A 22,252-nucleotide genomic window follows, 5' to 3' on the forward strand; every position below is an offset into this window, starting at 1 on the left:
CGGTGGAGTATTTCCTCCAGACACCCGCGTGGGCGGACGTCCAGTCATCCCTGGGCCGCACAGTCCATCAGCAGTCCGGCCCGGGCTGGCGCTTTCTGGCAGTTGAGGAAACAAACCCCGCAGGCAAGGTGCTCTACGCCCCCTATGGCCCGGTGGCTTCTTCCCCTGAGGCGTTCGACGCCGCCCTGGCCGCCCTCGTGGAACTGGCCCGGTCCTGCGGTGCTGTCTTTGTCCGGATCGAACCGGTGACTGCCGGGCTGGACCTTCCTTCTGCCGCGGACGAGCTCCGGCGCCGGGGGCTGCAGCCGGCACCGAGCAACCCGCAGCCGGAGCTCAGCTGGATCGTGGACCTGGCGGGCGACTTCAAGGACGTCCTGGCCGCCATGAAGCCCGTAAACCGGAACCTCTACCGGAACATCCACAAAAAGGGCGTCACCTTCCGGTCTTCGCAGGACCCGGAGGACATCGGTATCCTGTTGGACTTCCTTCACATGACGGCCCGGCGGAACGGATTCAAACCGCAGAGCGACGACTACCTGACCAGTGTGGCTGCTTCGCTGATGCCGGCAGGCGCTGCCACCCTGTTTATTGCGGAACTGCACGGCGAGCCCATCGCCGCGGCCCTCGCCTACGACTCCGCGGACACCCGGACGTACGCCCACGCGGCCCTGGATGACGCCCACCGCAAGCTCAGCGCGGGCATTCCGCTCCTGGTCACCCTGATGGCCGACGCCAAGGAGCGTGGCCTGAAGCAGGTGGACCTGTGGGGCGTGGCACCGGCGGACCAGCCCGACCACAAGTGGGCCGGCTTCACGGCCTTCAAGAAGTCGTTCGGCGGCCACGAAATCGCGTACCCCGGCGCCTGGGACCTCCCGGTGAAGAAACTCCGCTACAACGCCTACCAGGTGGCGCGGCGGCTGCGTGACAAGCTCAGGACCCTCCGCTCCCCCTCCGCGCGAACGAACAGTTAAGCCCCACCTCTCTTGCGCGAACGTACACTTGCGGACCTAAATCGCGTCTGTTTAGGGCCTCAACTGTACGTTCGCGCGCTGGGACGTTGTTGGACTTGTGGATAACCCTCTCGGGGCTGTTTTCTTCCCGCACACTGAAGCATGGCACTCTCACCGCTTCCCGACGAGCTGCTGGCAGGTTCTTTCACGCCGGCCATCGCCGCCAGCTCCGGTGTATCGCGCAAGCGGCAGCGGCAGCCCGACGTCGTCATTCCTTCCCGCGGCATCCGCGTACCCCTGAATGGAAATGCGGCAGTGCCTGCGAACCTTCGCGCGTATACGGCGTTGGACAAGACATCGGCGCTGACGTATCAATCGGGAGCCAGGATTTGGGCGCTCGGCATTCCTCCCGGGCTGGAGGAGGACTGGCGGATCCACATAGCCCGCGGCCGGTCAGACGGCAAGCCCAGACGCAGGAACGTGGTGGGCCACCGGCTGTCATTCCAGCCAGGCGAGGTGGTGATGCACGACGGCGTCCGGGTCACCTCGCCGGCGCGGACGTGGCTGGATCTCGCGAGCCTCCTCACCGTAGACGAATTGATCGCGGCCGGAGATTCGGTTGTTGTGGCCCATGGGCCTGACTTTCCCCGGCCGAAGAATCCGCTGGCAACGATCGATGATCTGCGGCGCATGATTGCCGCGCATCCGGGTATGCGTGGTATGAAGACCGCCCGGCTGGCCATCGACGAGATCCGCATCGGCGCGGATTCGCCCCAGGAAACGAGAATGCGTTTGTCCCTTGCTCGAACGAGCCTTGGCGAACCGCTGCTCAACCATGTGATCCGCAACAGCTGGGGTCAACCGGCTGTTTGGCCGGACGCCGCCTACCCGGACCATCGGATCGTACTGCAGTACGACGGGAGCCACCACTCTGATCCACGGCAGATCAGGCTCGATGAAATGAGACGCGTGACCACGGAGCGGCTGGGCTGGACCGAAATCAGAGTCTTCAAGGAGGACCTCGAAGGTGATAAGCCCTTCGTTCTGGAAAAAGTCAGGGCGGCCACTCGGCGACGGACGAACCACCGAGCCGAGCGCCATTCAGGCGCCAACGGCTGATCCCTCAGTCCGAACGGACGTACGGCACGAGGTACGAACGTACAGCTGAGGCCCCGGATCTGCTTGGATCCGGGGCCTCAACTGTACGTTCGCGCGTTCTCGGCGCGGGCGAAGAACCTAGTTCTTGCGGGCGTAGCCTTCCCACTTGCTGGCCTGGTGCTCGCCGTCAACAAAGCGGATGGTGCCGGACTTGGAGCGCATCACGATGGACTGGGTGAGTACCTTGTCCTTGGAGTAGCGGACGCCCTTGAGGAGGTCGCCGTCGGTGATGCCGGTGGCCGCGAAGTAGCAGTTGTCGCTGGACACGAGGTCGTTGGTGGACAGCACGCGGTCCAGGTCGTGACCGGCGTCGATGGCCTTCTGCTTCTCATCATCCGAGGTGGGCCACAGGCGGCCCTGGATGACGCCGCCCAGGGACTTGATGGCACAGGCGGCCACGATGCCTTCGGGGGTGCCGCCGATGCCCATGAGTGCGTCAACACCCGTTCCGGAGCGGGCCGCGGCGATGGCGCCGGCGACGTCGCCGTCCATGATGAACTTGGTGCGCGCGCCGGCTTCGCGGATTTCTTCGACCAGCGGGCGGTGGCGGTCACGGTCAAGGATCATGACGTTGAGCTGGTTGACCTTCACGCCCTTCGCCTTGGCGATGAGGTGCAGGTTCTGCTTGACCGGTAAACGCAGGTCAACCATGTCGGCGGCTTCGGGGCCGGTGACCAGCTTCTCCATGTAGAACACGGCGGAGGGGTCGAACATGGAGCCGCGTTCGGCGACGGCCAGCACAGCGAGGGCGTTGTTGATGCCCAGCGCGGTCAGGCGGGTGCCGTCGATGGGGTCCACCGCGACGTCGCATTCGGGGCCGGTGCCGTCGCCCACGTGTTCGCCGTTGAACAGCATCGGGGCTTCGTCTTTTTCGCCTTCGCCGATAACCACAACGCCGTTGAAGTGGACCGTATGAAGGAAGGAGCGCATGGCGTCAACGGCGGCGCCGTCGGCCTTGTTCTTGTCGCCGAAGCCAACCCAGTGGCCGCCGGCGATGGCCGCTGCCTCGGTGACGCGGACAAGTTCAAGGGCAAGGTTGCGGTCAGGCTCGTCGATCCCCACAGCCAGGGACGGCGAAATCGTGGAGTACTGCTGGGTCATAGGCGCTGGTGACACGTGAACCTCTTCTTCGAGTGGCGATCATTGGACCCGTTCCACCGGTTGAGGCGGATACGGTGATTCCTCTGCTTCCGATCATAGTCGGGGCGCCGCCTTCCCGGCATGGCATGACGCGGGCCCGCAATGTGCAGGACCTGGCAGGGGCGCCGTTGCTGCCGCCCCGAGTGTGAGTTGAGCGCCTGAATGCGCGACTATAGAGGGGTGAGTGATATGCAGGAAAAGACCAGCCCGGGCCAGGACGCCTCCGGTTCCGGGAGCGCGGACCAGGCCCCGGATGCCGCGGAGCAGCAGCCCGTGAAGCCCGTGATCCCGGCGGCAGCGGCCAAACGCGCCAACGCATCAGTGATGGGCATGATCATTGCCCTGGTCGTCAGCATCGCTGCCTTCCTGCCGATCGTGCTCATGAATCCGTTCCCGAAAAGTGACGGCTTCCGGCCGGACATCGATGTGAGCACTGTGGCCCGGAACGCCGCGGATGTGGCAGGATTCACACCCGTCGCGCCGGAGACCGGTGACACATTTACGTCCAACTACGCCCGATGGGAGTCAGGAAGCGGCAGCGGCGTCCCCACCTGGGAAGTGGGTTTCCTCACACCAAACGACTCCTTCATCGGTCTGATCCAGACCCGGCAGGCCAATCCCACCTGGCTCCTCCAGGAAACAGGAAACGCACCCGTCACGGGATCCCGCAATGCCGGAGGCCAGGAATGGGAGCTTCGGGACTCGGGCAAGGGCAACCGGAGCATGGTGCTGAACTACCGGGGCACCACCGTCATCCTCACCGGACCCGCCAAACTGGACGAGTTCGCGGTCCTGGCGGACGCCGTCGTGAAGTCAATGGAAAGTAACCCGGCCGCCACAGTTTCACCCTCGGCCACACCTTCGCCGTAAAGTAACCCCGTGGCTACTTACCTGACTCCTGCCCTTGCCTGGCGCCGCATGCGCGAAGGCAACGAACGCTTCGTCGCCGGCGAATCCTCGCACCCGAACCAGGACGCGTCCCGCCGGTCCTCGCTGGTGGAAAACCAGCACCCGTTCGCCGTGATCTTCGGCTGCTCGGACTCCCGGCTCGCCGCAGAAATTATCTTCGACCTGGGACTGGGGGACGCCTTTGTGGTGCGCACCGCCGGCCAGGTGATCGACGACGCCGTCCTCGGCTCCCTCGAGTACAGCATCAGTGTGCTGGGGGTTCCTCTGATCGCCATCCTCGGGCATGACAGCTGCGGCGCAGTCAGCGCCACCAAGACCGCCGTGGACACCGGACACATGCCGGTGGGCTTCATCCGCGACCTGGTGGAACGCATCACGCCCTCAGTGCTGACATCCATCCGCAATGGCGAGCACGAGGTCAACGACATGGTGGTGGAGCACGTCAAGCAGACGTCCCAGCGCCTGGTGGACAGCTCCCGTGTGATTTCCGCCGCAATCGAGGACGGCCGCGCCGCGGTGATCGGCCTCTCCTACAGCCTGGCGGAGGGCCGCGCGAACGTGGTTTCCGGCATCGGCGAGGTTTAGGCCCGGCCCGGTACAGGGCCCGTAGCATGCGGATCACGGTTTTAGCCCCGGCGGCCAATCGCCCTAAGCTAGCCCCATGACTTCCACTGAAGAATTCCGCATTGAACATGACACGATGGGCGAAGTCCGCGTCCCCGTGAACGCCCTGTACCGTGCACAGACGCAGCGTGCAGTTGAAAACTTCCCGATCTCCGGCAAAACCCTGGAACGCGCCCACATCGAAGCCCTTGCCCGGGTCAAGAAGGCAGCCGCCCAGGCCAACGCGGAACTTGGAGTGCTCGACGGCGAGCTCGCCAAGGCGATCGCGGACGCTGCCGATGAGGTAGCGGCAGGCAAGTACGACGGCGACTTCCCCATCGATGTTTTCCAGACCGGCTCCGGCACGTCCTCGAACATGAACACTAACGAGGTCATCGCCGAACTCGCCACCCGCGCGCTCAAGGCGGCAGGCAGCGACAAGGTGGTGCACCCCAACGACCACGTCAACGCCTCACAGTCCTCCAACGACGTCTTCCCCACGTCGGTCCACGTCGCAGCCACCTCGGCCCTGATCAACGACCTCATCCCGGCCCTCGGCTACCTGGCCGAGTCCCTCGAACGCAAGGCCGTTGAGTTCAAGGACGTCGTCAAGTCCGGCCGCACGCACCTCATGGACGCCACCCCCGTCACGCTCGGCCAGGAGTTCGGCGGCTACGCTGCCCAGGTCCGCTACGGCATCGAGCGAATCAACGCCTCGCTCCCCCGCGTTGCCGAAGTTCCGCTCGGCGGCACGGCCGTGGGCACCGGCATCAACACCCCCGCCGGCTTCCCGGAGCGCGTCATCGAACTGCTCGCCACCGACACCGGCCTGCCGCTGACCGAAGCCCGCGACCACTTCGAGGCCCAGGCCAACCGCGACGGCCTCATCGAAGCGTCCAGCCAGCTGCGCAACATCGCGATCTCCTTCATGAAGATCAACAACGACCTCCGCTGGATGGGCTCCGGCCCCAACACCGGCCTCGGCGAAATCGCCATCCCGGACCTCCAGCCGGGCTCCTCGATCATGCCGGGCAAGGTCAACCCCGTCATCTGCGAGGCCTCCATCATGGTGGCCGCCCAGGTCATCGGCAACGACACCGCCATCGCGTGGTCAGGAACCAACGGCGCCTTCGAACTGAACGTCGGCATTCCCGTCATGGCCGCCAACCTGCTCGAGTCCGTCCGCCTGCTGGCCAACACCAGCCGCGTCATGGCTGACAAGATGATCGACGGCATCACCGCGAACGTGGAGCGTGCCCGTTTCCTCGCCGAAGCATCGCCGTCCATCGTCACCCCGCTGAACAAGTACATCGGCTACGAAAACGCGGCGAAGATTGCCAAGAAGGCCGTCGCCGAGGGCCTCACCATCCGCGAGACCGTGATCGCCATGGGCTTCCTGGAACGCGGCGAGGTCACCGAGGAGCAGCTGGACACCGCCCTGGACGTTATGTCCATGACGCGCCCGCCGCACAAGGCATAGGTCCCCACCGCCTCCCTTAAGTACGACGGCGGCCGCCCACCTTCATCGCGAAGGTGGGCGGCCGCTTTGCGTTAAGGCCACCGGGCGCAGCAGGGGCGCCAAGTGTACGTTCGCGCCGTCCCCGGGCCGTGAATCAAAGTTGCACTAATTGAAAATAAGTGCAAAACTTTACTTTGTGAATGATAGTGCAGTAATTGAAGGCGGCCTCCGCGAGCGCAAGCGCGCCGCTACCCGCGCGGCCATCACCGCAGCCGCGCGGGCCCTGACCGCCGAACACGGCCTCAACGGCTACACCGTGGAGGAAGTCTGCGAGCGTGCCGACATCTCCCGCCGGACGTTCTTCAACTACTTCCCGACCAAGGAAGACGCCATCCTCGGCCATATTGACGACGGCATCCCTGCAGACGTCCTCGAGGAATTCGTCGCCGGCGGCAAGGCATCGCCGGCCGGGGAGATCTCCCCCACACTGTTCCAGGACCTCGTCAGGCTGTCCCTGCGGCTTTCCGAGCACATGGCAGCCTCCGAAGAGGAAACCCGCCAGCTGATCGGAGTGGTCAAGAAGGAACCCCAGCTGATCCTCCGGATCATCGGCGTGACCGAACAGCGTGAAGCGCAATTCGCCCGCGACGTGGCGCTGCGCGAGGGCGTGGCGGCTGACCACCCCGTGGTCCAGATGGCCGTCGTACTGCTGGGCACCATCGCCCGGAAAAGCAGCATGGCCTATTTCTCCGAAGGCAACACCCGCCCGTACGCCGAGTTGCTGATGGAGAACATCTCCGCCGCCAGCCAACTCTTCTCCCAGCCGCTCCCAGAACCAGTACCCGCAGAAGGACACCCATGAGCACCACCGTCAGTCCCAAGGCAGCAGCCGGACCGCTGCTGCTCACCCAGAAACGCATCTGGATCATCTTTTCGGCGCTCATTGCCGGAATGCTGCTCTCCAGCCTTGACCAGACCATCGTCTCCACCGCCATGCCCACCATCGTCGGCAAGCTCGGCGGCGTGGAGCACCAGGCCTGGATCACCACGGCCTACCTCCTGGCCACCACCATCGTGATGCCCATCTACGGCAAATTCGGTGACATCCTCGGCCGCCGCAACCTCTTCCTGGTGGCCATCGCCCTGTTTACGCTCGCCTCGGTGGGCTGCGCCTTCGCCACCGACTTCTGGGGCTTCGTGATCTTCCGCGCCATCCAGGGCCTGGGCGGCGGCGGCCTGATGATCCTCTCGCAGGCCATCATCGCCGACATCGTTCCTGCCAAGGACCGCGGCAAGTACATGGGTCCCCTCGGCGCCATCTTCGGTCTCTCGGCAGTCGCCGGTCCCCTGCTCGGCGGATTCTTCGTAGACCACCTGACCTGGGAATGGGCCTTCTACATCAACATCCCCATCGGCATCGCCGCGTTCACCATCGCCTGGTTCACCCTGACCCTGCCGAACAAGCAAGCCGAAAAGCGGATCGACGTCCTGGGTGTGCTGCTGCTCTCCGCCGCCACCACCTGCCTGATCTTCTTCACCGACTTCGGCGGCAAGAAGGACCAGGGGTGGGACTCACCCCTAACCTGGGCATTCGGCGCCGGACTGCTGGTGGCGGCCGCAGCCTTCGTTATGGTTGAACGCCGGGCGGAGGACCCCATCATCCCGCTCAGCCTCTTCAGGAACCGGATCTTCGTCAACGCCACGGCCATCGGTTTCACCCTCGGCCTGGGCATGTTCGCTGCCATCGCCTTCGTTCCCACGTTCCTGCAGATGTCCTCCGGGACCTCAGCCGCTGAATCCGGGCTTCTGATGCTGCCCATGATGGTGGGCCTGATGGGCATGGCCATCTATTCGGGAATCCGGATCTCCAAGACCGGCAAGTACAAGATGTTCCCCATCCTCGGCGCCTCCCTGACGATCGCGGCGATGCTGTGGCTGACCACTCTGACCGCAGAAACGCCCATCTGGGTCATCTGCGTCCAGTTGTTCGTCTTCGGCGCAGGACTGGGATCGATCATGCAGGTCATCGTCCTGGTGGTGCAGAACTCGGTCCCCGCGGATCAGATCGGCACCGCCACCAGCACCAACAACTACTTCCGCGAAGTCGGAGCGTCCCTGGGCGTGGCAGTCTTCGGTGCGATTTTCACCAACCGGCTCTCAGAGTCGCTGACCAGCGCGTTCACGGGCGCCGGGGCGTCCACCGAGCAGGCGGCGCAGTCCACCAGCACGCTGGACCCACAGGCGCTGAGCCAGCTCCCGGAGCAGCTTCGGGACGCGATCGTGAACGCCTACGCAAATTCACTGGCCCCGGTGTTCTGGTACCTGGTGCCGTTCCTGGCCATCGCACTGGTCCTGGCCGTCACGCTGAAGCAGATCCCGCTCTCGGACACCGCCGGAATGGTTGCCCGCGGCGAGGCTGTCGGCGGCGAAGAGGCCGAACGCCTCGAAGCCGAGCACCTTGCCCTGCTGCACGCCGAAACGGCCGGCAGCAACGCGCGGACAGGGGCCGGGGACGGGGCTCCCGGCGGCATCAAGGACGACGACGGCGAGCTGTCCTCCCAGCGCCGCTGACCGCCGTCGTAAGGCAGTAAGCCATAAAGCCTGCAGGGGCACCGCAATCTTGGGGGTTGCGGTGCCCCTGCGGCATGTCGCCGACCTGCCGTTTCCGGTCACGGCTCGAAGTGGGCCGCCTCCTCCGGGGACAAAGCACGGCGGATGCTTGTGAGGTGGCCCGGCATGAGCTCCGGCAGGCCGTCGAGGCTGAACCATCCGACCTCCAGGGACTCGTCGTCATTGACGCGTGCCGTGCCTGAGACGTACCGGCATCGGAACACCACGTCGAGGAATTCGCAGACGTCACCGTTGGGATAGGTGAACGGCCCGACCGTGCCCACCGAGACAACCCGTTCGGCCTCCGCCACCACTGCGGTTTCCTCGAAGATTTCACGGACAAGTCCCCGGGCCGGCTCCTCGCCAGGGTCAAGCATGCCGCTGACAAGTGCCCAGTGGCCGTTGTCGACACGGCGCCCCAGGAGAACACGGCCGGAATCGTCAAAGACCACTCCGCGGACGCCGGGCAGCCACAGCGGGTCATGGCCGATTTTCTCGCGGAGTTTGAGTATGTAGTCAGGAGCAGGCATTTTTCCAGCCTATCGGCTGACGGCGGCACTGGCAGGGCGGAATCGGCACGGCATGCGGACCGGGTCAGGCTGGCAGCAGCATTGCGGCGGCCGCGCCCGCCAACATGAACGGACCGAACGGGATGGATGATTTCAGTGTTCCCCGGCGGGCTGCCAGCAGGGCAAGGCTCCACAGTCCGCCCAGCAGGAAGGCTCCAAAGGTCGCCGCAAAAACATGTGTCCAGCCCAGATATCCGAGGTACATGCCCAGGACGCCTGCCAGCTTGACATCGCCGAACCCCATACCGGGCGGATAGGCCAGCCGGAGGACAAAATAGAAGGCCCACAGCACCGCTCCCCCGGCGATGATGCGCAGTGCCGGGACCCCGAACAGGGCGGCAGCGCCATCCGGCCCGGCCGGCAGCGTCCAGGCACCGGTCACCGCCGGCACAACCGCAGCGGCAGCCAACAGGATGCCGGCCACGGCGTACGACGGAAAGACGATCCGGTTCGGCAACAGGTGGTGGCGTACGTCAATAATGGTGAGCCGGACCGCCATCACCGCAAAATACGCGCATGCCGCCAGGACCAGCCAGAAGGCCAGCGGGGCTGCTTCCCAAAGTTCGTCCAGTCGTCGGATCACTCCTCGGATGCTACTGGATTTTCCCTTCCTGCCGGAGGGCCCACGCGTAAACTGTGGATATGTCGACATGGGACACCAGGCGCCGGCCGGATCCGGACCGCAGCGGCTCGCCCGCTGACCTGATTACGGTGTTCCGCAACCTCTGCCGGTCCTCACCATGGAAATGGCAAAGCCTCCGTTTTGAGTACTGGGATGAACCGTTTACCTCCGCCCCCGACCCGTCGGCACCGCTGGTGCGTGCCTGGTTGCGCCGGCCGGGCGCCCTCCGCCTCGAAACCGCCGACGGACTCGTCCTCCACAGCACTACGGGGATCAACGATTCCAAAGACGGGTTCTACGTCAGCGCCACCCGGAAATCGTGGCTGCTGCCGCCGCACCTCGTGGCGCCCGTTTACGACGACGGCGGCCTGGTGAGGCGCCGCCCCGAGGCCGCGTACGGTGAACCAGGCTTCGGCAACGGCCGCTTCTCCGCCGCTCTCGACCCCGTTGAGCTGGCAGGCAACGCTCCCGTCCCCCTGGAATTTCCGGGCAACAACGCAGTGGAAATCAATGATGTGCGCCTTGTCGACCACGAAGGGCGGCAGGCCGTTGAGGCCGAGGTCACGCCAACGTCCGCCTACCACCCGGCGGACCCCGGAGCGCCGCTCTGCATGCCCGGCACCAGCCGGGTCCGGATCGACGTCGGTACCGGGGTCTGCGTGGCCAGCCGGTCCTTGGAATCGGCAACACCGGAGTATGGGCACTGGCTTCGGGTCATCGCAGTCGACGAATACATGCTGGATGATCTTTTCCTGGCGGAGTCGATGAACCTCACTGACGTCCGGCGCCATATCAGCTGGGACATCTCCGCCTGAGCCATCGGCTAGGCTTCCCTGATGACCGCGCTGACTTCCCTCTGGCCCCTTTTCGGCCTCACACTGACCACACCCCGGCTGGTGCTGCGGCCCATTACCGACGACGACATTCCGGCGGCAGTTGCTGCTGCCCGCAGCGGAGTCCACGAGCCCGGCCGCAACCCGTTCAGCACACCCTGGGCTGAACTCCCCGTAGAGGAGCTGGGTCCGAAAATGGCTCAATGGTACTGGCGCTGCCGCGGCCAGGCCACTGCCGAGGACTGGACCCTGCTCCTGGGCATTTGGCAGGGACAGGAGTTCATCGGCTGCCAGGACATCGGCGCCAAGGACTTCGCCGCGCTTAAGACCGTCAGCACCGGCTCCTGGCTCAAGCGGTCCGTCCACGGCCAGGGACTCGGCAAGGAGATGCGTGCCGCCGTCGTGCTTTACGCGTTCGACTGGCTCAAAGCCGAAGTTGCCGAATCAGAAGCCGCAGCCTGGAACGCCGCCTCCCTGGGCGTATCCCGCGCACTCGGCTACGAACTCAACGGCGTCACACGGATGAGCTGGGGGGACAAAGTCGAGGACGTCCAAAAAGTCCGCCTCACCCCGGCAACCTTCAAGCGCCCGGATTGGACCCTGCAAGTAGAGGGCCACGAACCCGCCGCCGCATTTCTCGGGGCTTCGTAAGTGTCCGTGGCTGGGTCCGTCCGCCCCCAGCACTTCGCCGTCGCTTTGACACCTCCCGCCGCGCCGCTACGGTCGCTGGGCGACCTGCGCCACGCTCTGGTCGGCGATGCGCTTCTCGAGACGGATCTTTGCGCACACGTCGGGCCCCGGGCCTTCTCGTAGGAGCGCATCGCGGCGCATCGGGACCCGGAGGTCGCTCAGCGACCGCAGGGACCCCCAGGCGCTGTAAGCGGCGTCCCGAGGGACCCGAGGCGAGCTTGCGAGCCTTGGGAAGGGACCTCCGCGCTAAGCGACGGAGAAGGGCCGTGGCCCGACGAACGGAACCACGCCACGCACCTAGCGACGGAGAAGGGCCGTGGCCCGACGAACGGAACCACGGCCCCTCCCGAACCGCAGCGGAGGCTAGATCTCAGCCCCTTCGAGCAGCTCTGTTACCAGTGCGGCGATCGGTGAGCGTTCGGAGCGGGTGAGGGTGATGTGTCCGAAGAGCGGGTGACCCTTCAGGGTTTCGACGACGGCGGCTATGCCGTCGTGTCGGCCGACGCGCAGGTTGTCGCGCTGGGCGACGTCGTGGGTGAGGACGATCTTGGAGTTCTGCCCGATGCGGCTCATGACCGTCAGGAGCACGTTCTTCTCCAGCGACTGGGCCTCGTCCACAATCACAAAGGCGTCATGCAGGGAACGGCCGCGGATATGGGTCAGGGGCATGACTTCCAGCATGCCCCGGTCCATGACTTCCTCCACGACTTCCTGGCTGACCAGGGCGCCCAGGGTGTCGAAGACCGCCTGCGCCCAGGGGTTCATCTTTTCCGACTCGGAGCCGGGCAGGTAGCCGAGCTCCTGTCCGCCCACGGCGTACAGGGGGCGGAACACAATGACTTTCCGGTGCTCCCGGCGCTCCAGGACTGCCTCCAGGCCGGCACAGAGGGCCAAGGCCGATTTACCGGTGCCAGCCCGGCCTCCGATGGACACAATTCCGACGGCGGGATCCATCAGCATGTCGATGGCCAGCCGCTGTTCCGCCGAGCGTCCATGCAGGCCGAAAACGTCCCGGTCTCCCTTGACAAGCCGCACCTGCTTGTCGGCGCCTACCCGGCCCAGGGCCGAACCCCTGTTCGAGAGAAGCACCAGCCCGGTGTTGACGGGCATTTCCGCAGCCGCGGGGATAAAGACGGGCTCGTGGCCGTAGAGCGTGGAGATTTCGTCCTCGCTGGCCTCCACTTCCGCAACGCCGGTCCAGCCTGAATCCTTCACCAGTTCATTGCGGTACTCGTCCGCGGTCAGCCCCATCGCGGAGGCCTTGACGCGCATCGGCAGGTCCTTTGAGACCACCGTGACGTTCCGGCCTTCGTTGGCGAGGTTCTTGGCCACAGCTAGGATCCTGCTGTCGTTGTCGCCGCTCCTGAAGCCCAGCGGAAGCACCTCAGCGGAAATGTGGTTCATTTCCACCAGGAGGGTGCCGCCGTCGTCACCTATCGGGATGGGCCGGTTCAGGCCGCCATGTTTGACGCGCAGGTCATCGAGGAGCCGCAGGGCCTTGCGGGCGAAGTAGCCGAGTTCGGGGTCGTGCCGTTTGGCCTCCAGCTCGCTGATAACCACAATCGGAACAATGACCTCGTGCTCGGCGAAGCGAAGCAGCGCCCGCGGATCAGAGAGCAGGACGGATGTGTCAATGACGAAACTGCTAATGGTGGTTCCCCCTCCGGAGACAGCAAAACCGGCCGCAGGCTTTTCGTCTGCTGCACCGGTTGTTGAGGTGGCTCGCGTGGCGCGAGAGGTAGCTTTCTGTCCCTGATCAAAAACGAGCTCGGGCAGTTGTTCAGAAATAGCCACATCGACTCCAGCCCCGGGCATGCCCGGAATTGTTATTGGTGAGGCGGCTCGGCCTGGAGGCCGGGCTCGGCCTCCCATACAACCGGTGCGAAAATTCGCTCCATGTACTGGCCTCCCCGATCAGCCGGCGGTTTTGCCTGCTGATAGCTACAACGTAAATCCATACCAAGTAATTTCCGGCTTCATCCGTCGGCGATTCCTGTTGCGGCCATGTGAATTCCGCGTGAACGGCGCCGGCTCAGGTCCCGAAGCGCCGCTGCCTGCCTGCGTAGTCGCGAAGGGCACGGAGGAAGTCCACTTTGCGGAAGGCCGGCCAGAGTGCTTCACAGAAATAGAACTCGCTGTAGGCGCTCTGCCACATCAGAAAGCCGGACAGCCGCTGCTCTCCGGAGGTCCGGATCACCAGGTCGGGATCGGGCTGGCCACGGGTGTAAAGGAAGCGCGAAATGTCATCAACGCTCAGGCTGTCGGCCAGTTTGGAGATGTCCGCGCCTTTGGCAACCGCATCATGGAGCAGCTCCCGGACCGCGTCAACAATCTCACGGCGCCCGCCGTAGCCCACTGCGACGTTGACGTGGATCTTTTCCCGCACGGGCGTCCGGGCTGTGAGTTTGTTGAGCCGTTCAGCGAGGTAGTCGGGAAGCAGTTCCGGAGCGCCCATGGCATGGACCGAGATGTTCGCGTCGTCGTCCAGGCGGTCCAGGGTGTTGGCGATGATCCCCATCAGGAGGTCCAGCTCTTCGCTGGAACGGGACATGTTGTCGGTGGACAGCATATACAGGGTGACAACTTTGACGCCGAGTTCCTGGCACCAGCCGAGGAACTCGTGGATCTTGTCCGCTCCAGCCTGATGGCCCTGGCTGGTGGGCGCATTGAACTGCTTCGCCCAGCGCCGGTTTCCATCAACCATCACGCCGATGTGCCTGGGGATGCGGTCTCCGGCAAGATCCCTGAGCAGCCTGCGCTCGTAGAAGCCATAGAGGAAGCCGGGCAATTCCACGCGGAGACTCACCTGACTTCCCTTGCTGTACGACGCTTGCACATCCTAGGCTACCGTCCGCGGCGGGGAGCACGGTGCCGGGACCCCGTATGACCGGCGCAGCAATTGTTACCGATGAGTAACTTACTGAAGCGTAGGTTATTCTGGACCCATGAACACCAAGACTCCAGACAGCCAGCCAGGACCGGCGCCGGAGGGCGGGGCCGGCCCCGTCGATGAAGCCGCTGTCCGTCTGGCCGAACTCCTGATGATCAAACCCAAATGGCGCGGCTGGATCCACACGGTCACTGCACCGCTGGCCCTGGCCGCCGGGATTGTCCTGGTCCTGTTGGCCCCCACGGCCGACCGCAAAATCACATCCGCCGTCTACGCCGCCACCGGCGTCATGCTCTTCGGCATCAGCGCTGTCTACCATCGGGGCAACTGGTCTCCCGGCGTCAGGATCGTCCTGAAGCGGCTCGACCACACCAACATCATGCTGGTCATCGCCGGCAGCTACACACCGCTTGCCTGGTCACTGCTGGAGCGGCCCAAGGCCGTGCTGCTGCTGTGGGTCATCTGGTCCGGCGCCATCCTGGGCGTGCTGTTCCGGCTGCTGTGGACGCATGCGCCGCGCTGGCTGTACGTGCCCATCTACATCGCGCTGGGTTGCGGTGCGCTGTTCTACCTGCCGGAGTTTTTTGCGGCCAGCGTTCCCGCTGCCATCCTGATCTGCGTCGGCGGGATCCTTTACATCACCGGCGCCGTCTTCTACGCCCTCAAGAAGCCAAACTTCAGCTACGAGCACTTCGGCTTCCACGAACTGTTCCACGCGCTCACGGTGCTGGCTTTCGCGGCGCATTTCACAGCCATCGCCATCGCCGTCCTGAGTTGACGCCGTAGCGATCCAGATCCTGGACCCGGCAGTTGCCCCGGAGCGGGGCCTCGCTAGTCCCGCGGCCCGGAACGGCCGGGGGCCGGTGCCTGCCCGTCCCCGTCGACCCCGGCATCGCCTTCCGGGCCTGCCATGCCGTCATGGGCGTCGGACGCCTCAACATCCGCGGCTGCTGCTGCCGCCAGGCGTTCCTCCTCCACCTGCGCACGGTATCGGACCCGGCGGATGCGGCGCACCATGTCCACAATGAGCAAGGTGGTGGCCAGCACAAAGAAGGCCGTCATGATGAAGCCCCACAGGCCGGGAGTGATCTGGTCCTCTGATACACCCTCACGCAGGGAGGGGGTGGGCAGCGGCGACGGTGTGGTGGCCAGGGCGAGGAGCAAGTGATGCACTGTATAAACCTTCTATGGAAACTGATAGGCATCCGGCCGGCGGCGGAGGATCCGGCCCCGGCGGGCCACTCTTCTACGCGGCATAGAAATTGCCTGCTGCCTCTATCTTAGCCCGGCGAAAAGGTCCTTCTCCGGCAGCTCCGCGGGGATCCGGGACTGGATCAGGGAGTAGTCTTCCCACGGCCAGGCGCGGCGCTGCATCTCCGGGGCGACGGCGAAGAAGAAGCCCAGCGGGTCCACCTGTGTCCGGTGGGCGCGAAGGGCGTCGTCCCGGGCTTCAAAGTAGTCGCCGCAGTCGATCTGCGTAGTGGTGGGGTGGCCGGCGGGCGGGGGTGTGTGCCCTTCGGCGTCGGTCTCAAGCCAGGCGGCGAGCCGTTCCGCATACGGCGACTGCAGGCCGGCCTCCTCCAGCGCGAAATGCAGGGCCCGGAACCGTTCCGGGCTGAACGCGCGGTCGTAGTACAGCTTGCTGGGTTCCCAGGCGTCACCGGCGTCCGGGTAGCGGTCCGGGTCACCGGCCGCCTCGAAAGCTTCCACGGCCACGCGGTGGGCCATGATGTGGTCGGGGTGCGGGTAGCCGCCGTTTTCGTCGTAGCTGATGATCACCTGGGGCTTGAACTCCCGGACAAGCCGCACGAGCGGCGCGGCGGCGCGCTCCAGCGGCTGGATGGCGAACGAGCCTGCCGGCAGCGGCGGCAGCGGATCGCCTTCGGGAAGGCCCGAGTCCACGAAGCCCAGCCAGCGCTGCCGGATGCCCAATACTTTGGCCGCCTGGCCCATCTCAAGGCGTCGTGCGCCCGCCATGTCCCTCTTCGGATGGGGTTCGCCTTCCACGGCGGGGTTCTGGATGTCTCCCCTGGACCCGTCGGTGCACGTGGCTACCATGACCTCGACGCCGGAGGCCGCATACATGGCCATGGTCGCCGCCCCCTTGCTGGATTCGTCGTCCGGGTGGGCGTGGACGGCAAGCAGCCGGAGCGGGGCCTGGGTGGAGCTGGACGCTGTCATCGGTGGACGGCTCCTTTATGTTCTGTAGCCGCTGTGCTGGCCGCTTGTACTGGTGGGGCTGGCTGGTCCGGAGAACCCGGACCCGGATCCGCACTAAACTGGACTGGTGACTTCCCAGGATCAGCCCGCCGTTTCCGCGCCAGCAGACACTAGCCTAGCCAATCGTTATGGCCGTCAAAAGCGGACCCTCTCCCGGAACGCGAAGCGCATCATCGGGGCGGCGGCACTTGCCGCCGGAATCGGCTTTATGGCTTGGGTATCCACGTCCTCCGCCACCTCCAGCGTCACGTTCAAGGACATCGGCTACAGCACTACGGACGCCACCCAGGCGGAAGTGGACTTCCAAGTCACCCGGGAGCCGGGAACGGCCGTCAAATGCGCCGTAAAGGCGCTGGATTCCAAGTATGCAGTGGTGGGCTGGAAAGTAGTGGACATCCCGCCGGGCGAGGCTGAGGCGACTGCCGACGGCGGCCGGACCATTTCCCAGCGCACGGTACTGAAGACCGAGTCCCTGTCTGTGTCCGGGATAGTGGACAGCTGCTGGATTCCGGACGGCAGCAAATAGCGGAATGTGATCTGCGCCGCTTGCTTGTTGGGTTATGTCCACAGGATTGACTACAATGGAGCAATACCTTTACCCCGCTGAGCTGGTTACTGAGTTCCACAAGTGGCCACCGTGGCGGGGTCTTTTGCATGTATGACCGAAGAGGAGAAGTCCGTGTCGACCACCAACAGCGCGCCTGCAGCCTGGCTCACACAGGAAGCTTTTGACCGCCTGACGGCAGAGCTGGACCACCTTTCCGGCGCTGGCCGGGCGGAAATTGTCCAGAAGATCGAAGCAGCCCGCCAGGAGGGTGACCTCAAGGAAAACGGCGGCTACCATGCGGCTAAGGAAGAGCAGGGCAAGATCGAGGCCCGCATCCGCCAGCTCACCGCGCTGCTGCGTGACGCCCACGTCGGGGAAGCTCCCGCCGACGACGGAATCGTCGAGGCCGGCATGATCGTGGTGGCAAAAATCGCCGGTGACGAAGAGACTTTCCTGCTCGGTTCCCGCGAAATCGCCGGCGACTCCGACATTGATGTCTTCAGCGAAAAGTCACCGCTCGGCGCTGCGATCGTGGGCCACAAAGAGGGCGACACCCTCAGCTACACCGCGCCGAACGGCAAGGACATCACGGTGGAGATCCTCTCGGCCAGGCCCTACGCCGCCTAGGAATCAGTCCACACAAAAAGAGCCGGTCACCGTCAGGTGGCCGGCTCTTTACGTCTGCCCTGGTATTACTAGACTCCGCGCCGGGGCCGCATCAGCAGTGCAGCCGCCACTCCACCCACTGCCCCGCCCAGGTGCGCCTGCCACGAAATGTATCCCGCCACGAAGGGCAGGACGCCCAGCAGGATACTGCCGTAGACCATGAACAGCACGACGGCCAGCAGGATCTGGCGCCAGCTGTGGTTAAAGAATCCCCGCACCAGCAGGAACGCGAAGAGTCCGAAGACCAGTCCGGATGCGCCCACAGTAACGCCGCCGTCGCCGATCAGCCATACTGTCAGCCCGGAACCCAGCCAGCTGAATGCCAGCGCCGTCAGGAACACCCGCAGTCCGGACAGAAAAACCAGGAATCCGAAGATGATCAGCGGCAGCGTGTTTGAAAGCAGGTGGTTCAGGCTCGCGTGCAGCAGGGGGAACGTGAAGATGTCCAGGAGCCCATCCAGGCTCCGTGGCCGCAGTCCGAACGTCCTGTTCAGCGAATGGAGGGTCAGCATGTTGACGATCTCAATCACAAACAGGGCGACGACGAACCCGCCCACCACCAGGATCCCGCCCTTGGCGCGGGACGCCGTCGTTTCGCGGCTTCTTGGTCTTCCGTCCCCCAGCGCGTCAAGCATGGCTGCCCCTTAATGCACGACGATGGGCTGGAAGCCCTCGGCCCGGAGTGCTCCGAGGACCTGCTCGCAGTGCTCATGTCCCTTGGTTTCAAGATTCACGGTGATGGACACGTCTCCCATACTGATGGAGCCGCCTACCCGCGTGTGGTCCAGCCCTGTCACGTTGGCATCGTTCTCGGCGATGATCCTGGCGATGGTTGCCAGGGAGCCCGGCCGGTCGTCCAGCATCATCCGCACGGTCATGTAACGGCCGGCGGCGGACAGGCCGCGCTGGATGACCTTGAGCATAAGCATGGGATCGATGTTGCCGCCGGACAGGATTACCGCCGTCGTACCGGGATTCTCGATCTTGCCGTCCATCAGGGCGGCAACCCCGACGGCGCCGGCGGGCTCCACCACCAGCTTGGCGCGTTCGAGCAGGAAAATCAGCGCACGGGCCAGCGAATCTTCGCTGACAGTGACAACATCGTCGACCAGTTCGCGGATGATGCTGAACGGCAGCTGGCCGGGCCGGCCCACGGCGATGCCGTCGGCCATGGTGGAAACCTTCTTCAGCGGAACGAGGGCATCTGCCGCCAGCGACGGCGGGTACGCGGCTGCGTTCTCCGCCTGGACGCCGATGATGCGGATTTCCCGTCCCAGTTCACGGGCGCGGGCCTTTACGGCAACTGCGACGCCGGCCAGCAGGCCGCCCCCGCCAACGCCCATAAGGATGGTGTCGACGTTGGGGACCTGCTCAAGGATTTCCAGGCCGATGGTGCCCTGGCCTGCCACCACGTCCACATTGTCGAAGGGGTGGACAAAAACGGTTCCGGATTCATTCGCGTAGCGCTGTGCCTCAGCCAGCGCCTCGTCAACATTGTGGCCGTGCAGGATGACCTCCGCGCCGTGGCTGCGGGTGGCCGCCAGCTTGGGGAGGGCTACGCCCAGTGGCATGTAGATGCGTGCCTTGATGCCGAGGCTTTTGGCCGCAACAGCCACACCCTGCGCGTGGTTGCCGGCGGAGGCCGCAACAACCCCGCGCTTCTTTTCCTCCGGGGACAGCCGTGCCATCCGGACGTAGGCTCCCCGGACCTTGAAGGATCCGGCCCGCTGAAGGTTTTCGCACTTGAAAAAGACTTCCCCGCCCACCATGCTGCCGAGGGCACGCGAGGATTCCACAGGTGTCCGGGTAATAATCCCCTCAAGCAGCTTCTGCGCCTCCAGGACATCGTCCAGCGTGACGGGAAGGGTTTCGAGGATGTTCACGGACTATTCTCCTTTGGCGGATTCTGCTCCGGTGCCCTGGCCTGCGGTGCCGGCCTGGGCCTCCGGATTGTGTGCGTTTGTGCTGGCTGCAGCTTCCTTGCTGCCTCTGGGCTTGAGGCCGGGCAGTCGGACGTCCTTGAAGGTGTTGTCCTCGCCGGCGCCAACCGTCACCGGCCCTCCGGGGGTTGCCAGCACTTGTTCATGTTCCCACGTTCTGCCGGCGATGTAGCGAATCGCCGAGTTTGCTACAGCCAGGATGGGGACAGAGAACAGGGCGCCGGGGATGCCGGCGAGGTAAGAACCGGCCGCCACGGCCAGGATCACGGCGACGGGATGCAGGGCCACGGCCTTGCCCATCACGAGCGGCTGCAGGATGTGGCTTTCCAGCTGCTGGACGAGCAGCACGATTCCCAGCATGATGAGCGCGTTGACCCAGCCGTTTGCCACAAGGGCGAGAAGCACGGCCACGGCTCCGGTCACCAGGGCGCCGACAATGGGGATGAAAGAGCCCATGAACACCAGCACACCCAGCGGAAGTGCCAGCGGAACTCCGATGATTGCAGCACCCACGCCGATGCCCACGGCGTCCACAAAAGCCACGAACATCTGGATGCGGGCGTAGCTGACCATGGACGCCCAGCCCTTGCGCCCTGCCCCGAAGGTGGCTGCGCGGGCTTTCCTCGGCAACAGCCGGACCAGGAACGCCCAGATCCGGTCACCTTCAAGCAGGAAGAAAATCAGGACAAACAGCGCGAGGACAAGTCCGGCGGCAAAATGCCCTGCAGTACTCCCGAAAGACAGGGCACCGCTCAGGATGCTGCTGCTGTTGTTCTGCAGCGCAGCTGTCGCCTCCTGCAGGTACTGGTCGATCTGGGCAGCCGACAGGTGAAGCGGCCCCTCCGCAAGCCAGCCTTGGATCTGCTGTATCCCGGCCAGCGCCTCGCTCCACAGCTCGCTGAACCCCGCCACGAGCTGCCGTCCCACGAGCGCCAGGGACCCGACAATGAGCCCGAGGAAACCCAGGACAGTGACGGCCACGGCGGCGCCGCTGGGAAGACGGCGGCTCCTCAGCCAGCCCACGATGGGATTGAGCAGGCCGGCCAGCAGGGCCGCGACCATAACAGGAATGATGAGGAAGCTGATCCGGCTGAGGAGCCAGATCAACGCGCCTCCCACCAACATGATGAGCCCCAGCCGCCATGCCCACGACGCCGCGATGCGGACACCGTAAGGGATGTCGCGGTCCAGTTCACGGTCTGCCAGCACGCGCAGCTGCGGGACAGCGTCTGCACGGCCTGCCGGGTTTGCCCCCGGCCTGCCTTGCTGTGGGATGGCGGATCGGTGGGTCGGGGTGGCGTCCTCGGCTGGCGTCATAGCCTAATACTTCCCCAGCCACGGGGTTATGGGAAACCGCTACCCGGCATGTCCCACGACGGCGTCGATCCCCCAGGCGATGGTGAAGCTGTCCCCCGGGGCCAGCCAGCGGAGCCCGTCACCGGAATTGAAGGCATTGGCCGGTCCCGTCATCGGCTCGATCGCCACGGCCCGCGCCCTGCCGGGAAAGTCCGTGGTGACAAAGACATGAACGTAGCCGCACGTTTCGTCCTGCCACAGGCTGACGCTGCGGCCATCCGGGGCGGTCAGCGTATGGCGGGCCACCCCGCCGTCGAACGTGATGTCAGTCAGGGCGACGTCGATGTCCAGGGTTCCCACCCGCCGGCCCGCACGGAGGTCCGTGTCTCCGCTGACCGGTTCCGCGCTGCGCGGAATCAGCCGCTCATCGGCGACAAGCCGGGTTCCGGCGGACACTGTCAGCAGCAGGTCGTCCAGGTCCGTGTCGCCGAGCCGGAGGTAGGGGTGGGCACCCAGGACGAAGGGGGCAGGCGCCTTGGAGTCATTGGCCAGTGTCTGCCGGACCATCAGGCCGAGGTCCTCCGCCAACAGGTACTGCACGCGGTGCCGGACCAGGAACGGGTAGCCATGCTGGGGGAAGACCGTCGCTTCGAGGGTGACGGAGTACTGTGATTCGTCCACCAGGCTGTAGGCGGCGTTCCGGAGGAGTCCATGGCTCGCGTTGTTCCGGGACACCTCGGTGATATCCAGCTGCTGTTTCTTGCCGTCGAGGTACCAGACACCGTCCTCCACCCTGTTGGCCCACGGGGCCAGGGTGATGCCGGCGGCTCCGGGGGAAATCTCGGCATCGCCGTAGGTCTCGGTCAGCTGCACTCCGGCCCTGCTGTAGAGCCGCAGGCCGGCGGCCAGCTCGGTGATGACGGCGAGCGCGTCACCCCGCCTGAGCTCGTACTGCCGCCCGCTTGCGTACGCCCGGAACTCGGAGGGGGCGCTGGAATCCGGGATTGAACCTGTTGTCATGGGCACCACCGTACATGGCGCGGCACCGGCAGTCCCAACACCCGGTAATTGTTATCTTTTGTTTGAAACTATTCTTTTTTGAGCGAACCATGCAACAATTGTGATGACGACGGCGACGCACTGCAGGAAG

At 65.0% G+C, this 22,252-nt stretch carries 23 protein-coding genes; 12 read left to right on the forward strand and 11 right to left on the reverse strand.

Annotated features, from left to right (window positions below):
- The first annotated feature begins 2 nt into the window (after positions 1–2).
- Together J2X42_RS19370 and J2X42_RS19375 are read left to right on the forward strand one after the other, a co-directional pair.
- Entirely contained in the window at positions 3–971 is a 969-nt protein-coding gene (locus J2X42_RS19370; RefSeq protein ID WP_310167516.1) for a peptidoglycan bridge formation glycyltransferase FemA/FemB family protein, read from the forward strand.
- Positions 972–1,112: 141 nt separating this feature from the next.
- On the forward strand, positions 1,113–2,069 hold the full coding sequence (locus J2X42_RS19375; protein WP_310167517.1) for a hypothetical protein: 957 nt from the start codon (positions 1,113–1,115) through the stop codon (positions 2,067–2,069).
- Between the two features lie 117 nt (positions 2,070–2,186).
- On the opposite strand, the gene glpX is transcribed toward J2X42_RS19375, so the two are convergent.
- The gene (gene glpX, locus J2X42_RS19380) at positions 2,187–3,209 is read right to left on the reverse strand and encodes a class II fructose-bisphosphatase (RefSeq protein WP_181037131.1); all 1,023 of its coding nucleotides are present in this window, start codon (positions 3,207–3,209) and stop codon (positions 2,187–2,189) included.
- A gap of 228 nt (positions 3,210–3,437) precedes the next feature.
- On the opposite strand from glpX, the gene J2X42_RS19385 reads away from it, so the two are divergent.
- The 5 genes from J2X42_RS19385 to J2X42_RS19405 all read left to right on the forward strand — a co-directional run bounded on the left by J2X42_RS19385 (position 3,438) and on the right by J2X42_RS19405 (position 8,790).
- Positions 3,438–4,118 carry a DUF4245 domain-containing protein gene (locus J2X42_RS19385; protein ID WP_310167603.1) on the forward strand — a complete coding sequence of 227 codons (681 nt, stop codon included), beginning with the start codon at positions 3,438–3,440 and terminating at the stop codon, positions 4,116–4,118.
- Between the two features lie 9 nt (positions 4,119–4,127).
- Positions 4,128–4,742, forward strand: coding sequence for a carbonic anhydrase (locus J2X42_RS19390; protein ID WP_310167518.1), 615 nt, complete (start codon positions 4,128–4,130; stop codon positions 4,740–4,742).
- A gap of 76 nt (positions 4,743–4,818) precedes the next feature.
- Entirely contained in the window at positions 4,819–6,240 is a 1,422-nt protein-coding gene (locus J2X42_RS19395) for a class II fumarate hydratase (protein WP_310167519.1), read from the forward strand.
- 175 nt (positions 6,241–6,415) lie between these two features.
- On the forward strand, positions 6,416–7,081 hold the full coding sequence (locus J2X42_RS19400) for a TetR family transcriptional regulator (protein ID WP_310167520.1): 666 nt from the start codon (positions 6,416–6,418) through the stop codon (positions 7,079–7,081).
- The gene (locus J2X42_RS19405; protein WP_310167521.1) at positions 7,078–8,790 is read left to right on the forward strand and encodes an MDR family MFS transporter; all 1,713 of its coding nucleotides are present in this window, start codon (positions 7,078–7,080) and stop codon (positions 8,788–8,790) included. Before J2X42_RS19400 ends, J2X42_RS19405 begins: the two co-directional genes overlap by 4 nt.
- Positions 8,791–8,888: 98 nt before the next feature.
- On the opposite strand, the gene J2X42_RS19410 is transcribed toward J2X42_RS19405, so the two are convergent.
- Complete coding sequence (locus tag J2X42_RS19410) at positions 8,889–9,359, reverse strand: NUDIX domain-containing protein (RefSeq protein WP_310167522.1); 471 nt, start codon at positions 9,357–9,359, stop codon at positions 8,889–8,891.
- A 64-nt stretch (positions 9,360–9,423) separates the two neighbouring features.
- Positions 9,424–9,981, reverse strand: coding sequence for an A24 family peptidase (locus J2X42_RS19415; protein WP_310167523.1), 558 nt, complete (start codon positions 9,979–9,981; stop codon positions 9,424–9,426).
- 59 nt (positions 9,982–10,040) lie between these two features.
- Between J2X42_RS19415 and J2X42_RS19420 the strand changes: the two genes are divergently transcribed.
- Both J2X42_RS19420 and J2X42_RS19425 read left to right on the forward strand, forming a co-directional pair.
- Entirely contained in the window at positions 10,041–10,835 is a 795-nt protein-coding gene (locus J2X42_RS19420; RefSeq protein ID WP_310167524.1) for a hypothetical protein, read from the forward strand.
- A 21-nt stretch (positions 10,836–10,856) separates the two neighbouring features.
- Complete coding sequence (locus tag J2X42_RS19425; protein WP_310167525.1) at positions 10,857–11,504, forward strand: GNAT family protein; 648 nt, start codon at positions 10,857–10,859, stop codon at positions 11,502–11,504.
- 402 nt (positions 11,505–11,906) lie between these two features.
- Here the strand turns inward: J2X42_RS19425 and J2X42_RS19430 are convergent, their stop codons facing one another.
- A complete protein-coding gene (locus tag J2X42_RS19430) occupies positions 11,907–13,337 on the reverse strand; it encodes a PhoH family protein (protein ID WP_310167526.1) in 1,431 nt (476 codons plus the stop codon).
- Between the two features lie 238 nt (positions 13,338–13,575).
- Positions 13,576–14,337 carry an isoprenyl transferase gene (locus J2X42_RS19435; protein ID WP_310167604.1) on the reverse strand — a complete coding sequence of 254 codons (762 nt, stop codon included), beginning with the start codon at positions 14,335–14,337 and terminating at the stop codon, positions 13,576–13,578.
- Positions 14,338–14,488: 151 nt separating this feature from the next.
- Here J2X42_RS19435 and J2X42_RS19440 point away from each other — a divergent pair, with 151 nt between their 5' ends.
- Complete coding sequence (locus tag J2X42_RS19440) at positions 14,489–15,211, forward strand: hemolysin III family protein (RefSeq protein ID WP_396134116.1); 723 nt, start codon at positions 14,489–14,491, stop codon at positions 15,209–15,211.
- Between the two features lie 53 nt (positions 15,212–15,264).
- Here the strand turns inward: J2X42_RS19440 and J2X42_RS19445 are convergent, their stop codons facing one another.
- On the reverse strand, positions 15,265–15,606 hold the full coding sequence (locus tag J2X42_RS19445; RefSeq protein ID WP_310167528.1) for a hypothetical protein: 342 nt from the start codon (positions 15,604–15,606) through the stop codon (positions 15,265–15,267).
- A gap of 102 nt (positions 15,607–15,708) precedes the next feature.
- The gene (gene mca / locus J2X42_RS19450; RefSeq protein WP_310167529.1) at positions 15,709–16,614 is read right to left on the reverse strand and encodes a mycothiol conjugate amidase Mca; all 906 of its coding nucleotides are present in this window, start codon (positions 16,612–16,614) and stop codon (positions 15,709–15,711) included.
- 106 nt (positions 16,615–16,720) lie between these two features.
- On the opposite strand from mca, the gene J2X42_RS19455 reads away from it, so the two are divergent.
- Both J2X42_RS19455 and greA read left to right on the forward strand, forming a co-directional pair.
- Positions 16,721–17,179 (forward strand): DUF4307 domain-containing protein, encoded by a 459-nt coding sequence (locus tag J2X42_RS19455; protein WP_310167530.1) that lies wholly within the window; start codon positions 16,721–16,723, stop codon positions 17,177–17,179.
- A gap of 153 nt (positions 17,180–17,332) precedes the next feature.
- A complete protein-coding gene (greA, locus tag J2X42_RS19460) occupies positions 17,333–17,827 on the forward strand; it encodes a transcription elongation factor GreA (protein ID WP_131132681.1) in 495 nt (164 codons plus the stop codon).
- Between the two features lie 68 nt (positions 17,828–17,895).
- Here the strand turns inward: greA and J2X42_RS19465 are convergent, their stop codons facing one another.
- Genes J2X42_RS19465 through J2X42_RS19480 form a run of 4 tightly spaced genes read right to left on the reverse strand, consistent with a single transcriptional unit; the run spans position 17,896 to position 22,122 of the window.
- Positions 17,896–18,501, reverse strand: coding sequence for a rhomboid family intramembrane serine protease (locus tag J2X42_RS19465; protein WP_310167531.1), 606 nt, complete (start codon positions 18,499–18,501; stop codon positions 17,896–17,898).
- Positions 18,502–18,510: 9 nt separating this feature from the next.
- Positions 18,511–19,749: a threonine ammonia-lyase gene (ilvA, locus tag J2X42_RS19470; protein WP_131132683.1), complete on the reverse strand. Its 1,239-nt coding sequence runs from the start codon at positions 19,747–19,749 to the stop codon at positions 18,511–18,513.
- Between the two features lie 3 nt (positions 19,750–19,752).
- The gene (locus J2X42_RS19475; protein WP_310167532.1) at positions 19,753–21,123 is read right to left on the reverse strand and encodes an AI-2E family transporter; all 1,371 of its coding nucleotides are present in this window, start codon (positions 21,121–21,123) and stop codon (positions 19,753–19,755) included.
- Between the two features lie 39 nt (positions 21,124–21,162).
- Complete coding sequence (locus tag J2X42_RS19480) at positions 21,163–22,122, reverse strand: aldose 1-epimerase family protein (protein ID WP_310167533.1); 960 nt, start codon at positions 22,120–22,122, stop codon at positions 21,163–21,165.
- Between the last annotated feature and the right edge of the window lie 130 nt (positions 22,123–22,252).

This window comes from Arthrobacter sp. BE255, from assembly GCF_031457335.1.
Taxonomy (GTDB): Bacteria; Actinomycetota; Actinomycetes; order Actinomycetales; family Micrococcaceae; genus Arthrobacter.

Excerpts from the sequence above, each read along its gene's own strand:
- J2X42_RS19405 (WP_310167521.1), top strand. The coding sequence starts at position 7,078 with ATGAGCACCACCGTCAGTCCCAAGGCAGCAGCCGGACCGCTGCTGCTC.
- J2X42_RS19480 (WP_310167533.1), bottom strand. The coding sequence starts at position 22,122 with ATGACAACAGGTTCAATCCCGGATTCCAGCGCCCCCTCCGAGTTCCGG.
- J2X42_RS19410 (WP_310167522.1), bottom strand. The coding sequence starts at position 9,359 with ATGCCTGCTCCTGACTACATACTCAAACTCCGCGAGAAAATCGGCCAT.
- J2X42_RS19420 (WP_310167524.1), top strand. The coding sequence starts at position 10,041 with ATGTCGACATGGGACACCAGGCGCCGGCCGGATCCGGACCGCAGCGGC.
- J2X42_RS19440 (WP_396134116.1), top strand. The coding sequence starts at position 14,489 with ATGAACACCAAGACTCCAGACAGCCAGCCAGGACCGGCGCCGGAGGGC.
- J2X42_RS19375 (WP_310167517.1), top strand. The coding sequence starts at position 1,113 with ATGGCACTCTCACCGCTTCCCGACGAGCTGCTGGCAGGTTCTTTCACG.
- mca (WP_310167529.1), bottom strand. The coding sequence starts at position 16,614 with ATGACAGCGTCCAGCTCCACCCAGGCCCCGCTCCGGCTGCTTGCCGTC.
- J2X42_RS19425 (WP_310167525.1), top strand. The coding sequence starts at position 10,857 with ATGACCGCGCTGACTTCCCTCTGGCCCCTTTTCGGCCTCACACTGACC.
- J2X42_RS19475 (WP_310167532.1), bottom strand. The coding sequence starts at position 21,123 with ATGACGCCAGCCGAGGACGCCACCCCGACCCACCGATCCGCCATCCCA.
- J2X42_RS19385 (WP_310167603.1), top strand. The coding sequence starts at position 3,438 with ATGCAGGAAAAGACCAGCCCGGGCCAGGACGCCTCCGGTTCCGGGAGC.
- J2X42_RS19395 (WP_310167519.1), top strand. The coding sequence starts at position 4,819 with ATGACTTCCACTGAAGAATTCCGCATTGAACATGACACGATGGGCGAA.
- J2X42_RS19465 (WP_310167531.1), bottom strand. The coding sequence starts at position 18,501 with ATGCTTGACGCGCTGGGGGACGGAAGACCAAGAAGCCGCGAAACGACG.
- glpX (WP_181037131.1), bottom strand. The coding sequence starts at position 3,209 with ATGACCCAGCAGTACTCCACGATTTCGCCGTCCCTGGCTGTGGGGATC.